Below are 16,152 nucleotides of genomic sequence, written 5' to 3' on the forward strand. Positions count from 1 at the left end.
TGCCCGAAGACGTACCCGAAGACGTGCCCGAAGCAGCCGAAAGACCCGAAGTGAACCGTACGACCGGCGCGCTGAGCGCGGCCTTCATCACCACCACGAGGAGCTGACGAGAGATGTCGAACGAGGCGAAGCTTCGGGACTACCTCAAGCGGACGACATCCGACCTGCGTCAAGCTCGTCGCCGTCTGCGCGAGGTGGAGGAGCGGGACCAGGAGCCCATCGCGATCGTCGCGATGAGCTGCCGCTACCCCGGCGGCGTCCGCACCCCCGAGGAGCTGTGGCGGCTCGTCTCCCAGGGCACCGACGCCCTGACGCCGTTCCCCACCAACCGCGGCTGGGACGCCGACGCGCTCCACGACCCGGATCCCGACAACTCCGGTACGTCCTACGCCCGCGAGGGCGGCTTCCTGCACGATGCCGACGAGTTCGACGCCTCGTTCTTCGGGATATCGCCGCGCGAGGCGCTGGCCACCGACCCGCAGCAGCGGCTCCTCCTGGAGACCTCGTGGGAGGTGTTCGAGCGGGCGGGCATCGACCCGGCCTCGCTGCGCGGCAGCCGCACCGGCGTCTTCGCGGGCGTCATGTACCACGACTACGCCTCGCGCCTGCACTCCGTGCCCGAGGACGTCGAGGGCTACCTCGGCACCGGCGCGTCCAGCAGCATCGTCTCCGGCCGGGTCGCCTACACCTTCGGTCTGGAAGGCCCCGCCGTCACCATCGACACGGCGTGCTCCTCGTCGCTCGTCGCCCTGCACCTCGCCGTCCAGGCGCTGCGCCAGGGCGAGTGCTCACTGGCCCTCGCGGGCGGCGTGACCGTGATGTTCACGCCGGGCACCTTCGTCGACTTCAGCAAGCAGCGCGGTCTCGCGGGCGACGGCCGCTGCAAGCCGTACGCCGACGCCGCCGACGGTACCGGCTGGGGCGAGGGAGCGGGTCTGCTGCTCCTGGAGCGCCTCTCCGACGCCCGCCGCAACGGTCATGAAGTCCTCGCGGTCGTACGGGGCTCCGCCGTGAACCAGGACGGCGCGAGCAACGGCCTCACCGCCCCCAACGGCCCGTCCCAGCAGCGCGTCATCCTTCAGGCCCTCGCCAACGCCCACCTCGCGCCCGAGCAGATCGACGCCGTGGAGGGCCACGGCACCGGCACCACGTTGGGCGACCCCATCGAGGCGCAGGCCCTGCTTGCCACGTACGGCCAGGAGCGTCCCGGTGACCGGCCGCTGTGGCTGGGCTCCATCAAGTCCAACATCGGGCACACGCAGGCCGCGGCCGGAGTCGCGGGCGTCATGAAGATGGTCATGGCGATGCGCGAGGGCGTGCTCCCGCAGTCCCTGCACGTGGACCGGCCGAGCACGCACGTCGACTGGTCCGCCGGCGCGGTGGAACTGCTCACCGAGTCGCGGCCGTGGGACGAGCGCGAGGACGGCGCGCCGCGCCGCGCCGGTGTCTCGTCCTTCGGCGTGAGCGGTACGAACGCGCACGTGATCGTGGAGCAGGCGCCGGTCGAGGAGTCTGCCGAGCGTGTGGAGCCGGTGGCTCCGGTCACGGCGGTGCCGTGGCTGGTGTCCGGCCGTAGCGAGGAGGCGCTGCGGGCGCAGGCCGAGCGGCTGCGCGAGCACGTCACGGCCGACACCGGCCTGGACACCGTCGAGGTCGGCTGGTCACTGCTGTCCAGCCGTGCCCTGCACGAACACCGGGCGGTCGTCGTCGGCCGCACCCGCGAAGAGTTCCTGACCGGCCTGGAGTCGCTGACCACCGGCGGCAGCGGCCAGAACGTCGTGTCGGGCGCGGTCGCCGAGGGCCGCCTGGGCGTCCTCTTCACTGGTCAGGGCAGCCAGCGGGCCGGGATGGGCCGGGAGTTGTACGAGGCCTTCCCCGTCTTCGCGGATGCGTTGGACGAGGTGTGTGCTCATATTGATCCGTGGATAGAACGTTCGCTCCAGAGCGTGATGTTCGGTACGGACGCGGGGCTGCTTGAGCAGACGGGATACGCGCAGCCCGCGCTGTTCGCCATGGAAGTCGCCCTGTTCCGCCTTGCGGAGTCCTTTGGCGTACGTCCGGAGGTGGTGGGCGGTCACTCGATCGGCGAGCTGACTGCTGCGTATGTGGCCGGGCTGTGGTCGTTGGAGGATGCGGCGCAACTGGTTGCGGCCCGGGGTCGGTTGATGCAGGCGTTGCCCGAGGGTGGTGCGATGCTCGCTGTCCAGGCTGCGGAGGTCGACGTCCTGCGGCTGCTGGCGGACGTGTCGGACCGCGTGGGCGTAGCGGCTGTGAACGGCCCGGAGCAGATCGTGCTCTCCGGCGACCGTGCGGCGTTGGAGGGTCTGGAGCAGACGCTGCGCGGCGACGGCCGGAAGGTGAAGTGGCTGAAGGTGTCGCACGCCTTCCACTCGCCGCTGATGGGCCCGGCCCTGGACGACTTCCGGGAGGTCGCGGCCAAGCTGACGTACCAGGACCCGACGCTTCCGGTCGTCTCCAACCTCACCGGTGAACTGGCGCGACCCGCCGAGTTGAAGGACCCCGAGTACTGGGTGCGGCACATCCGCGAAGCGGTCCGTTTCCACGACGGCCTGAACGCCCTCACCGAGTTCGGCGTCTCGACGCTCCTGGAGCTGGGCCCGGACTCCGTGCTCACGGCGATGGCCCATGACACGCTCACCGAGCCTGAGAGCCAGTCCGGGCTCGTCGCGGCCACCCGCAAGGACCGCCCGGAGGGCGATGCCTTCCTCGCGGCCCTCGCCAAGCTGCACGTACGCGGCATCACCATCGACTGGAAGCCGCTGTACGCCCCGGTCGAGTCCCGGCGCCGCGTCGGCCTGCCCACCTACGCCTTCCAGCGGCAGAGCTACTGGCTGCACGCCCCGGCGCTCACCGGCGATGTGACGTCGGCCGGACTCGCCGCGGCCGACCACCCGCTGCTCGGCGCGGCCGTCGAGGTCGCGGGGAGCGAGGCGCGCCTGTTCACGAGCCTGCTGTCGGTGGACGCGCACCCCTGGCTCGGCGACCACGCCGTCGCCGGTCGGACGCTGCTGCCCGGCACGGCCTTCGTCGAGCTGGCCGTGCGGGCAGGTGACGAGGTCGGCTGCGACCTGCTCGAAGAGCTGATCCTGGAGGCCCCGCTCGTCCTGCCCGAGGACGGCGGCGTACAGCTCCAGCTGTGGGTGGAGGAGCCGGACGAGTCCGGACGCCGCACCTTCACCCTGCACTCCCGGCGCCAGAACGACGTGCCGGACGAGCCGTGGATCCGGCACGCGGCGGGCGTTCTCGCCGTCGCCGACTCCGGCCGCGCCGCGCGGCAGGACGCCGACCTCGCGCAGTGGCCCCCGGCCGGCGCCACCGCCGTCGACACCGGGGAGCTCTACGCGGGTTTCGCCGCCGCGGGCCTCGGCTACGGTCCGGCCTTCCAGGGCGTACGAGCGGCCTGGCGGCGCGGCGACGAGGTCTTCGCGGAGGTCGCCCTGCCGGAGGGCGAGAGCGACGAGGCCGCCGGGTACGGCCTGCACCCGGCGCTGCTCGACGCCGGGCTCCACGGACTCGCCCTCACCGCTGTGGGTGCCGACGGGGCGGGAGCGCGGCTCCCCTTCTCCTGGACCGGCGTCTCGCTGTACGCGAGCGGTGCCGCGGCGCTGCGCGTCCGCCTCACGCCCGCCGAGTCCGGCGCGGTGACCCTGGCCGCCGCGGACGAGACCGGCCAGCCGGTCGCCGCTGTGGACTCCCTCGTCCTGCGCGCCCTGGCGGCGGGCGAACTGGACGCCGTGTCCGGCACTGACGACGACGCGCTGTTCCGGGTGGACTGGAGTGTGGTGTCCGCGCCTGCTGTCACGGCGGGGGCTGCGTACGCGGTGCTTGGCTCCGATGAGTTGGGGCTGTTTGGTGCCCTTGAGGGCGCTGGTGCGGCGGTGGCGGCGTACGCGGATGTGGCGGCCCTTGCCGAGGCGGTCGAGGGCGGTGCTCCTGTACCGGAGTCCGTCTTCGTAACGTGTGTCGGTGGGGAGCGTGACGGCGGTACGGCCGCTTCGGTGCGTGCGTCCTTGAACAGCGTCCTCAGCGTGGTGGGGGAGTGGCTGTCCTACAGCGGTGGTGAGGACTCCCGTCTGGTCGTGGTGACCTCTGGCGCGGTGGGTGTGGGTGCCGGTGATGTGGTGTCGACGGCCGGTCTGGTGGATGCCCCGGTGTGGGGTCTGCTGCGCTCGGCGCAGTCGGAGAACCCGGGGCGCCTCGTCCTCGCCGACGTCGACGGCACGGAAGCCTCCCTCACGCTGCTGCCCGGCGCCCTGGACCTCGACGAGCCGCAGGTCGCCGTACGCGGGGACGTGGTGTGGGCCCCGCGCCTGACGCGTGCCGCCGCCGACGTCGCGACTCTCGCCGTCCCGGCAGGGGAGTCCTGGCAGCTGGGCGTGACGGACCGGGGCACGCTGGAGAACCTCGCCCTGCTGCCCGTCGCCGAGGACGCCCCGGAGTGGGCCGGTCGGCCGCTGGGCGCCGGTGAGGTGCGCGTGGAGGTGCGTGCGGCGGGTGTCAACTTCCGTGACGCACTGATCGCCCTGGGCATGTACCCGGGCGACGCGGTGATGGGCACCGAGGGTGCCGGTGTCGTCGTCGAGGCGGGCTCCGAGGTGAGCGGCCTCGAAGTCGGCGACCGCGTCCTCGGCCTCATCGACGGCGGCTTCGGCCCGCTGGCCGTGGCCGACGCGCGCATGGTGGCGCCGATTCCGGAGGGCTGGTCCTTCGCCCGGGCCGCGTCGGTGCCGACGGTGTTCCTCACGGCGTACTACGCGCTGCGGGACCTGGCCGACCTCAAGGAGGGCCAGTCCCTTCTGGTGCACGCGGCCGCCGGTGGTGTGGGCATGGCCGCGGTGCAGCTGGCCCGGCACTTCGGCGCCGAGGTGTACGGCACCGCGAGCACCGGGAAGTGGGACGTTCTGCGGGGCCTCGGCGTCGACGATTCCCGCATCGCCTCCTCCCGCACCCTGGACTTCGAGGCGGCCGTGCTCGCGGCCAGCGACGGCCAGGGCGTGGACGTGGTCCTCAACTCCCTGGCGAGGGAATTCGTGGACGCCTCGCTGCGGCTGCTGCCGCGTGGCGGGCGCTTCGTGGAGATGGGCAAGACCGACCTCCGCGACCCCGAGGCCGTGGCCACCGCCCATCCCGGCGTCGCCTACCAGAGTTTCGACCTCGCGGAGATGTCGCCCGACCGCATCCAGGAAATGCTGACCGAGGTGCTCTCGCTGTTCGAGCGGGGTGTGCTGGAGCCGCTGCCGGTCAGGGCGTGGGACATGCGGCGGGCGCCGGAGGCGTTCCGGTATCTGAGCCAGGCGAAGCACGTCGGTAAGGTCGTGCTGACCCTGCCGCCCCGCTTCGAGCCCGAGGGCACGGTCCTGGTGACGGGTGCTCTGGGTGGTCTGGGCCGGGTCGTGGCGCGGCATCTGGCGGGTGCGCATGGCGTACGGGATCTGCTGCTGGTCTCGCGGCGTGGGGCCGAGACCCCGGGTGCGGAGGAGGTCCGTGCGGAGCTGGAGGAGTGGGGCGCGCGGGTGCGGATCGCCGCGTGCGATGTCGCCGACCGGGACGCGCTGGCGGGCCTGTTGGGCGAGGTGCGTGGCGAGCTGAGTGCCGTCGTGCATGTGGCGGGTGTCGTCGACGACGGCATCCTGACCTCGCTCACTCCGGAACGACTTGACACGGTGCTGCGGCCGAAGGTGGACGCGGCCGCGAACCTGCATGAACTGACGGCCGACTTGGACCTGTCGGCGTTTGTGCTGTTCTCTTCCGCCGCCGGGGTGCTCGGCAGCGCGGGGCAGGCCAACTATGCGGCCGCCAATGCCTTCCTGGACGCCTTGGCCCAGCACCGGCGTGCGCTCGGTCTGCCGGGCACCTCGCTGGCGTGGGGCCTGTGGGCCGACCAGGGCGGCATGGCCGGAGCCCTCGCCGACGGTGACATCGACCGCATGAACCGGGCCGGTGTGGCGGCCCTGTCCGCCGACGAGGGCCTCGCCCTGTTCGACGCGGCCCTGGCGCGGCCCGACGCGGCCCTCGTGCCGGTGAAGCTGCGCACCGACGTCCTGCGGCAGCAGTTCGGCGGCGACGTGCCGCCGCTGTTCCGCGGCCTCGTCCGCGGGGGAGCCAGGACCCGGCGCGTCGTCGAGGCCGGGCCCGCGGCGGCCGGCACCTCGCTCGCCGACCAACTGGCCGCGCTGGAGCCGGAGAACCGCGAGCGCGCCCTGCTCGACCTCGTCCGCGCCCAGGTGGCCGCCGTCCTCGGCTACGCCTCCGGTGAGGACGTCGCGCCCACGAAGGCGTTCAAGGAGCTGGGCTTCGACTCGCTGACCTCCGTCGAGCTGCGCAACCGCCTCAACGGCGCCACCGCGCTCCGCCTGCCCGCCGGCCTCGTCTTCGACTACCCCACGCCCAAGGTCCTCGCCCAGTACCTGGGCGGCGAACTCCTCGGCGGCCTCGCGGAGTCCGCGGCGGCGGGCGCGGCGGCACCCCTGACCGTGGCGGCGGCCCAGGACGAGCCGATCGCCATCGTCGGCATGAGCTGCCGCTTCCCCGGCGGCGTGGGCAGCCCCGAGGACCTGTGGCGGCTGCTCACCGACGGCGAGGAGGCCATCACCGAGTTCCCGGAGGGCCGAGGCTGGGACACCGCGTCCCTGTACGACCCCGACCCCGACCAGGTCGGCACCACATACGCCCGCGAGGGCGGCTTCCTGCACGACGCGGGTGACTTCGACGCGGCGTTCTTCGGTATCTCGCCGCGCGAGGCCCTCGCCATGGACCCGCAGCAGCGGCTGCTCCTCGAGGCCTCGTGGGAGGCGTTCGAGCGCGCGGGCATCGACCCGGCGACGCTGCACGGCAGCCCGACGGGCGTCTTCGCCGGACTCATCTACCACGAGTACGGCTCCCAGCTCAGCAGCGTCCCCGAGGACCTCGGCGGCTACCTCGGCACCGGCAGCTCCGGTGCCATCGCCTCCGGCCGCATCTCGTACTCCTTCGGCCTCGAAGGTCCGGCCGTGACGGTCGACACGGCCTGCTCCTCCTCGCTCGTGGCGCTGCACCTGGCGGCGCAGGCGCTGCGCCAGGGCGAGTGCACGATGGCCCTCGCGGGCGGCGTGACGGTGATGCCCACGGCGGGCACCTTCCTGGAGTTCAGCCGCCAGCGCGGCCTGGCCCCCGACGGCCGCTGCAAGCCCTTCGCGGCCGCCGCGGACGGCACGAGCTGGGGCGAGGGCGTCGGCATGCTCGTCCTGGAGCGGCTCTCCGACGCCCGTCGCAACGGCCACCCGGTCCTCGCGGTCGTACGGGGCTCCGCCGTCAACCAGGACGGCGCCAGCAACGGCCTGACCGCCCCCAACGGCCCCTCCCAGCAGCGCGTCATCATGCAGGCCCTCGCCAACGCCCGCCTGACGACCGCCGATGTGGACGCGGTCGAGGCCCACGGCACCGGCACGCCCCTGGGCGACCCGATCGAGGCGCAGGCGCTGCTCGCCACGTACGGCAAGGAGCGCCCCGCCGAGCGGCCGCTGCTCCTCGGCTCGGTGAAGTCCAACATCGGCCACACCCAGGCCGCCGCCGGTGTCGCCGGTGTCATCAAGATGGTCATGGCCATGCGCCACGGCGTCCTGCCGCGGACCTTGAACTTCGACGCGCCGACCCCCGAGGTGGACTGGTCGTCCGGGTCCGTGGAGCTCCTCGCGGAAGTCCGTACCTGGCCCGACCGGGACGGCTCGCCGCGCCGTGCGGGCGTCTCCTCGTTCGGCGTCAGCGGCACCAACGCACACGTGATCATCGAGGAGGCGGAGCAGGCCGAGCGCCCCGCGTCCGACGAGGTCCCCGCCCCGACGGTGGTCACCGGAGTGATCCCGCTGGCCCTGTCGGGCAAGACGCCCGAGGCCCTGCGGGCCCAGGCCGGACGGCTGCGCGAGCACCTGCTCGCCCACCCCGGCCTCGCGCCCGCGGACGTGGCCTGGTCGCTCACCGCCGCCCGTTCCCGCTTCGAGCACCGGGGCGTCGCCCTCGGCCGCGACCGCGAGGAGCTGCTCGCCGCCCTGGAGGGCCTGGAGCGGGACGACGCGGCCGCGCGGGGCGTGGCCGTGGGCCGTGCCCAGGGCGACACCGTCCGTCCGGTGTTCGTGTTCCCGGGGCAGGGTTCGCAGTGGGCCGGGATGGCGGTCGAACTCCTGGAGTCCAGCCCGGTGTTCGCGGAGCGGATGGGGGAGTGCGCGGAGGCCCTGTCGGAGTTTGTGGACTGGGATCTGCTGGAGGAGTTGGGCGGGGACAACTTCGACCATGTCGATGTCGTCCAGCCCGTTCTCTTCGCGGTGATGGTGTCGCTGGCGGCTGTCTGGCAGGCGGCCGGGGTGAAGCCTGCCGCCGTGGTGGGCCATAGCCAGGGTGAGATCGCCGCCGCGTGCGTCGCGGGTGTGCTGTCCCTGCGGGATGCCGCCCGGGTGGTGGCCCTGCGCAGCCTCGCCATCCGTGAACTGTCCGGCAAGGGCGGCATGGTGTCCGTGCCGTTGCCCGAGCAGGAGGTCCGTGAGTTGATCGCCGCGTGGGGCGAGCGCATCTCGGTCGCCGCCGTCAATGGCCCGGCCCAGGTGGTGGTGTCGGGTGAGCCGGAGGCGCTGGAGGAGCTGGTCGCCCACTGCACCGGCCAGGACGTCCGCGCCCGCACCATTCCGGTGGACTACGCCTCGCACTCGTCGTACGTGGAGCAGATCGAGGCCCAGATCGACGAAGCCCTGGCGGAGGTGAGCCCGCAGGCGGCCGAGATCCCGCTGTACTCGACCCTGACCGGCACCTGGCTCGACATCCCCATGGACGCGGGCTACTGGTACCGCAACCTGCGCCAGACGGTCCTGTTCGAGCACGCGACCCGAGGCCTCCTGGCGGAAGGCCACGGCTTGTTCCTGGAGATGAGCCCCCACCCGGTCCTCACCGTCCCCGTCCAGGCCACCATCGAGGCCGCAGGACGCGAAGGCGCGGCCGTGGCCCTGGGCTCGCTGCGCCGTGACGAAGGCGGCGCCGACCGGCTCATGGCCTCCGTCGGCGAGGCCTACGCGCAGGGCGCGGATCTCGATTGGCGGGCCCTCGTCCCCGGCACCCTCGTCGACCTGCCGACGTACGCGTTCCAGCACCAGCACTACTGGCTGGTGTCCCCGGAGGCCGAGCCGGGCGCCGAGTCCGCCCCCGTCGTGGACGAGGTCGAGGCACGCTTCTGGGAGGCCGTGGAGCGTGAGGACCTGGAGCAGTTGGCGGCCGAGCTGGAGGTGGCGGACGGCTCCGCCGCCGAGCTCGGTGCCGTCCTGCCGGTGCTGTCGTCGTGGCGGCGGCAGCGGCGCGAGCGGTCCACGATCGACAGCTGGCGCTACACCGTCACCTGGAAGCCCCTCGCGGGCAGCCTCCCGGGGCCGGTCCTCACGGGCCGGTGGCTGGTCGTCGTACCCGAGGAGGCGGCCACGCACCCGTGGACCGCGGGTGTCGTGGAGGCGCTGACGCACGCCGGTGCCGAGGCAGTCGAACTCCCCGTATCCGGCGCGGAGTTGACGCGTGAGACGCTGACCGAGCGGCTGCGCGACGGCGTCGCGGACGCCGCCGGGCTCGCCGGTGTCGTCTCCCTGCTCGCTCTCGCCGAAGAGCCGCACCCGGCGCACCCCGTGCTGCCCGCGGGGCTCGCCGGTACCGTCGCGCTGGTACAGGCCCTCGGTGACGCGGGCGTCGCGGCCCGCCTGTGGGCCGTCTCCAGCGGCGCCGTGTCCACCGGCCGGGACGACCGGGTGGAGAGCCCCGCCCAGGCGCAGACCTGGGGCCTCGGCCGCGTCGTGGCCCTGGAGCACCCCGACCGCTGGGGCGGACTCGTCGACCTGCCGGGGAGCGTCGACAGCCGGGCTGGGGCCCGCCTCGCCGGGATCCTGTCGGGCGTCGGCGACGAGGACCAGCTCGCCGTGCGCGGCTCCGGCGTCTTCGTGCGCCGCCTCGTCCGGGCCGAGCCCGCCGCCTCCGCCCCTGACCCTGCCCCCGTCCGGGAGAACGGTTCGGCGTGGACGCCGCGCGGCACCGTCCTGGTCACCGGCGGCACCGGCGCCCTCGGCCCGCACATCGCCCGCTGGCTGGCCCGGGAAGGCGCCGAGCACCTGGTGCTCACCAGCCGCCGCGGCCCGGACGCCCCCGGCGCGGCGGAACTCCAGGCAGAGCTGGAGGAGATGGGCGTCCAGGTGACCATCGCCTCCTGCGACGTCGCCGACCGCGACGCCGTCGCGGCGCTCCTGGGCCGTCTCGCCGCCGACGGGCACACCCTGCGCGCCGTCGTCCACGCCGCCGCGCTCATCGAACTGGCGCCGATCGCCACCACCACCCTGGCGGAGTTCGCCGACATCGTCGCGGCGAAGGTCGCGGGCGCCGTCGTCCTGGACGAACTCCTGGACGGCGAGGCGGCCGCGGAGCTCGACGCCTTCGTGCTGTTCTCCTCCATCGCGGGCGTGTGGGGCAGCGGCGAGCACGCCGCCTACGCGGCCGCCAACGCCCACCTCGACGCGCTCGCCGAGCACCGCAGGGCCCGCGGCCTGACCGCCACCTCGATCGCCTGGGGCGTGTGGAACGTCGTCAACCCGCATCTGAGCGGCAGCGCGCCTGTCGACGTCGACCCGGAGCAACTGCGCCGCCAGGGCCTGCCGTTCCTCGACCCGGGCCTGGCCTTCGCGGGGATGCGGCAGATCCTGGACGACGACGAGACGTTCCTGGCCCTCGCCGACGTGGACTGGGACCAGTTCGTGCCCGTGTTCACCTCGCGCCGGGCCCGCCCGCTGCTCGCGGATCTGCCCGACGCGCAGCGCGTCCTCGCCGCCCAGGGCGGAACCGAGGGCGGCGACACCGACACCGTGACCTCGTCCAAGGCGTCCGCGCTGCGCGAGCGCCTGACCGGCCTCGCCGCGCCCGAGCAGGACCGCGCCCTGGTCGACCTCGTGCTGACGCACGCCGCCGCGGTCCTCGGTTACGAGTCCGCGGGGGCCCTCGACCCCGAGCGGGCCTTCCGCGAGTTCGGCTTCGACTCGCTCACCGCCGTCGACCTGCGCAACCGGCTCGGCACCGCCACCGGTCTGAAGCTGCCCACCACGGTCGTCTTCGACCACCCCAACGGCACCGCCCTGGCCGCCTATCTGCGCACTCAGGTCCTCGGCACCGGCGCGGCCGCCGCTCCCGCCGCCGTCGCGCCCGTCGCGGCGGCCACCGACGAGCCGATCGCCATCGTCGCCATGAGCTGCCGCTACCCCGGCGGCATCAGCAGCCCCGAGCAGATGTGGCAGGTCCTCCAGGACCGCGCCGACGTCGTCGGCGGCTACCCGGCGGGCCGCGGCTGGGACATCGCCCACCTCTACGACCCGGACCCGGAGACCCCCGGCACCACCACGACCAGGGGAGGCGGCTTCCTCCACGACGCGGGCGCCTTCGACCCGGCCTTCTTCGGCATCTCGCCGCGCGAGGCCACGGCCATGGACCCGCAGCAGCGGCTCCTCCTCGAAACCTCCTGGGAGGCGTTCGAACGCGCCGGGATCGACCCCAAGGCCGTACGCGGCGAGACCGCCGGCGTGTTCGTCGGCACCAACTACCAGGACTACGGCACCGCCCCCGGCCAGGTGTCCGCGGGCGCCGAGGGCCACATCCTCACCGGCAGCGCGCCCAGCGTCGTCTCCGGCCGCATCTCGTACACCTTCGGCCTCGAAGGCCCGGCGGTCACCGTCGACACGGCGTGCTCGTCGTCGCTCGTCGCGATGCACCTGGCCGCGCAGGCGCTGCGCCAGGGCGAGTGCTCGCTGGCCCTCGCGGGCGGCGTCGCCGTGATGTCCTCGCCCGGCGCGCTGATCGCCTTCAGCCAACAGCGCGGCCTCGCCGACGACGGCCGCTGCAAGGCCTTCGCGGCCGCCGCAGACGGCATGGGCATGGCTGAGGGCGTCGGCATGGTGCTCCTGGAGCGTCTGTCGGACGCCCGTCGCAACGGCCACAAGGTCCTCGCCGTCGTACGGGGCTCCGCCGTCAACCAGGACGGCGCCAGCAACGGCCTGACCGCCCCCAATGGCCCGTCCCAGCAGCGCGTCATCCGCGCCGCCCTCGCCAACGCCCGCCTGACGGCCGCCGATGTCGACGCGGTCGAGGCGCACGGCACCGGCACCACCCTCGGCGACCCCATCGAGGCCCAGGCGCTGCTCGCCACGTACGGACAGGAGCGCCCCGCGAGCGGGGAGCCCCTGTGGCTGGGGTCCATCAAGTCCAACATCGGGCACAGCCAGGCCGCTTCCGGCGTGGCGGGCGTGATGAAGATGGTCCTCGCCATGCAGCACGGCGTCCTGCCGCAGACCCTGCACATCGACGAGCCGACGCCCGAGGTCGACTGGACCGAAGGCGCCGTGGAGCTGCTCACCGAGGCCCGTGACTGGCCCGAGCGCGCGGACGCGCCCCGGCGCGCGGGCGTCTCCTCCTTCGGCATGAGCGGCACCAACGCCCATGTGATCCTGGAGCAGCCGCCCCTGGCCGACGAGCCCACCGCCGACGAGGACACCGAGGCCCCGGCGCCCGTCGTCGCCGGAGGGATCCCGCTGGCCCTCTCCGCGAAGGGCGAGACCGCCCTGCGAGCCCAGGCGGCACGGCTGCGCGAGCACCTGCTCGCCCGTCCCGACCTCGAACCGGCCGACGTCGCCTGGTCCCTCGCCGCCGCCCGGTCCCGCTTCGAGCACCGGGGTGTCGTCCTCGGGCGGAACCGTGAGGAGCTGCTCGCCGGGCTTGAGAGCCTCGCTGCGGGTGCTGCCATCACGGGGCGTGCGGTGACTGGTGCGGGGCGTGCGGTGTTCGTGTTCCCGGGTCAGGGTTCGCAGTGGGCCGGGATGGCGGTCGAACTCCTTGAGTCGAGCCCGGTGTTCGCGGAGCGGATGGGGGAGTGCGCGGATGCCCTGTCGGAGTTTGTGGACTGGGATCTGCTGGAGGAGTTGGGCGGGGACAACTTTGACCGGGTGGACGTGGTCCAGCCCGTTCTCTTCGCGGTGATGGTGTCGCTGGCGGCTGTCTGGCAGGCGGCTGGCGTGAAGCCCGCCGCCGTGGTCGGCCATAGCCAGGGTGAGATTGCGGCCGCGTGCGTGGCGGGGGCCCTCTCGCTGCGGGATGCCGCCCGGGTGGTGGCGCTGCGCAGCCTGGCGATCCGTGAGCTGTCGGGCAAGGGCGGCATGGTCTCGGTGCCGCTGCCCGAGGCGGAGGTGCGGGAGCTGGTCGCGGGCTGGGAGGGCCGCATCGAGGTCGCGGCCGTCAATGGCCCGGCCCAGGTGGTGGTGTCGGGTGAGCCGGAGGCGCTGGAGGAGCTGGTCGCGCAGTGCGTGGCCCAGGATGTCCGGGCCCGGACGATCCCGGTGAACTACGCCTCGCATTCCTCGTACGTAGAGCAGATCGAGGCCCAGATCGACGAAGCCCTGGCGGAGGTGAGCCCGCAGGCCGCCGAGATCCCGCTGTACTCGACCCTGACCGGCACCTGGCTGGACATCCCCATGGACGCGGGCTACTGGTACCGCAACCTGCGCCAGACGGTCCTGTTCGAGCACGCCACCCGCGGTCTCCTGGCCGAGGGCCACGGCCTGTTCGTGGAGATGAGCCCGCACCCGGTCCTGACGGTCCCGGTGCAGGCGACGATCGACGCCACGGACAGTCCGGCGGCCACGCTCGGCTCCCTGCGCCGCGACGAGGGCGGTGCCGATCGCCTCACGGCCTCGCTCGCCGAAGCGCACACGTACGGCGCGGAGTTGGACTGGAAGGCCCTCGTCCCCGGCAAGCGCGCCCTCGTCGACCTGCCCACCTACGCCTTCCAGCGTGACCACTACTGGATGCTGGCCCCCGACCAGGACGCGGATGGCGAGTCCGTAATGGTCACGGACGAGGTCGAGTCCCGGTTCTGGGACGCGGTGGAGCGCGAGGACCTGGAGCAGCTGGCCGTCGAGCTCGCGGTGGAGGACTCCTCCGCCGCCGGCCTCGGTGCCGTGCTCCCGGCGCTGTCGTCCTGGCGGCGGCAGCGGCGCGAGCGGTCGACCGTCGACAGCTGGCGCTACCAGGTGGACTGGCAGCCCCTCGCGGGCGCCCTTCCGGCCATCGGCCTCCCGGGCCGCTGGCTGGTCGTCGTGCCCGAGGCGACGGAAGCCACGGAGGTCGTCGCGGCCCTCGCGCAAGCCGGGGCCCAGGTCGACGAACTCCGTGTCCCCGCAGGGGAGATGACCCGCGAGTCGCTGACCGTGCGGCTGTACGAGCACGCCGCGACGGCGGACGGGGAGCCGAACGGCGTGCTCAGCCTCCTCGCCCTCGACGAGTCCGCCCTGGCCGACCACCCGGGCGTCTCCACCGGACTCGCGGGCACCGTCGCACTGGTGCAGGCCCTCGGTGACGCCGGGATCGGCGCACGCCTGTGGGCCGTGACGCGCGGCGCCGTCGCCACCGGCCGCGCCGACGCCCCGGCTCGGCCCGGTCAGGCGCAGGCGTGGGGCCTCGGCCGGGTCGCGGCCCTGGAGCACCCCGACCGCTGGGGCGGACTCGTCGACCTGCCGGAGACCGTCGACGGCCGGGCCGCGGCCCAGCTCGCCGCGGTCCTCGCGGGCGCCGGTGACGAGGACCAGCTCGCGGTGCGCCGGGCGGGCGTGCTCGTACGCCGTTTCGTACGGGCTCCGCTCGACGGCCCGGCGGCGGAGTGGGCGCCGCGCGGCACCGCCCTGATCACCGGTGGTACGGGCGCCATCGGCGGGCACGTGGCGCGCTGGCTGGCCCGCGAGGGCGCCGAGCACCTGGTGCTGACCAGCCGTCGCGGCCCGGACGCGCCCGGCGCCGAGGAACTCCGGGCCGAACTGGAGGAGTTGGGTGCCAAGGTGACCATCGCGGCCTGTGACGTGGCCGACCGCGAGGCCGTCGCCGGACTGCTCGACCGGCTCACCGAGGACGGGCACACGCTGCGCTCGGTGTTCCACGCCGCGGGCGTCGGCCAGGGCCAGCCCCTGGCAGAGATGTCCGCCGCCGACATCGCCGCCGTCCTGGAGGCGAAGGTCGCGGGCGCCGCGCACCTCGACGACCTCCTGGCCACGTCGGCCCTTGACGCCTTCGTGCTCTTCTCGTCCAACGCGGGCGTCTGGGGCAGCGGCAGCCAGGGCGCCTACGCGGCCGCCAACGCCCACCTCGACGCGCTCGCCGAGCAGCGCCGCGCCCGCGGCCTGACCGCGACCTCCGTCGCCTGGGGCCTGTGGGCCGGGGGCGGCATGGCCGGGGACGACGGCGAGGAGCAGTTCCGCCGCCGCGGTCTGCGGCCGATGGCGCCGGACCTCGCGGTCACGGCCCTGGCCCAGGCGGTCGCGCACGACGAGACCTTCCTCGCCGTCGCCGACCTGGACTGGGAGCGGTTCGCGCCCGCCTTCACATCGGCCCGGACCAGCCCGTTCATCGGTGACATCCCCGAGGTGCGCCGCTACGCGCGGTCCGTGGCGGCCGAGACGGTCGCGGAGGCCGACACCGGCGACGACGCGGCGGCCGAGCTGCGCCGCCGTCTGACGCCGCTCACCGAGCCCGAGCGCGAGGTCATCCTGCTCGACCTGGTGCGCACGCACGCGGCCGCCGTGCTCGGCTACGGCGACGCGGAGGCCGTGGACGCCCACCTGGCCTTCCGCGAGCTGGGCTTCGACTCACTGACCGCCGTGGAGGTCCGCAACCGCCTCAACAAGGCCACTGGGCTCCGGCTGCCCGCCACCCTCGTGTTCGACCACCCGACGTCCGCCGTCCTGGCCCAGTACCTGCGCGGGGAACTGCTCCAGGACGACGCCGACGGCGTGGACTCCACACTGCGCGAGCTGGACCGCCTGGAGGCGGGCCTCGGCACCATCGCGCCGGACGACGGCGACCGCATGCGCATCACGATGCGGCTCGAAGCGCTGATGGCGAAGTGGAAGGGCACGGACGCCGAGGCGCCCGCCGACGGCGAGAAGGTCTCCTCGCAGCTGGAGTCGGCCTCCGCCGACGAGGTCTTCGACTTCATCGACAAGGAGTTCGGCGTGTCCTGACCGAAACCGGCCGACCGGGCCGGGGCACCGGCCCGGTCGGCCCCCCTCAGCGCGGTTCTTCCGTTACTGCGCGCATTCGTTGCTGCGCGAT

1 protein-coding gene is annotated in these 16,152 nt (G+C 73.8%); it reads left to right on the forward strand.

Annotated elements, in window-relative coordinates; genetic code table 11:
• Positions 1-113 precede the first annotated feature (113 nt).
• A complete protein-coding gene (locus CP982_RS34960; protein WP_170316550.1) occupies positions 114-16,061 on the forward strand; it encodes a type I polyketide synthase in 15,948 nt (5,315 codons plus the stop codon).
• The last annotated feature ends 91 nt before the right edge of the window (positions 16,062-16,152 follow it).

Source organism: Streptomyces spectabilis, assembly GCF_008704795.1.
Taxonomy (GTDB): Bacteria; Actinomycetota; Actinomycetes; order Streptomycetales; family Streptomycetaceae; genus Streptomyces; species Streptomyces spectabilis.

What these genes read in the sequence shown, in the direction of transcription:
- CP982_RS34960 (WP_170316550.1), top strand. Translation starts at nt 114, where the DNA reads ATGTCGAACGAGGCGAAGCTTCGGGACTACCTCAAGCGGACGACATCC.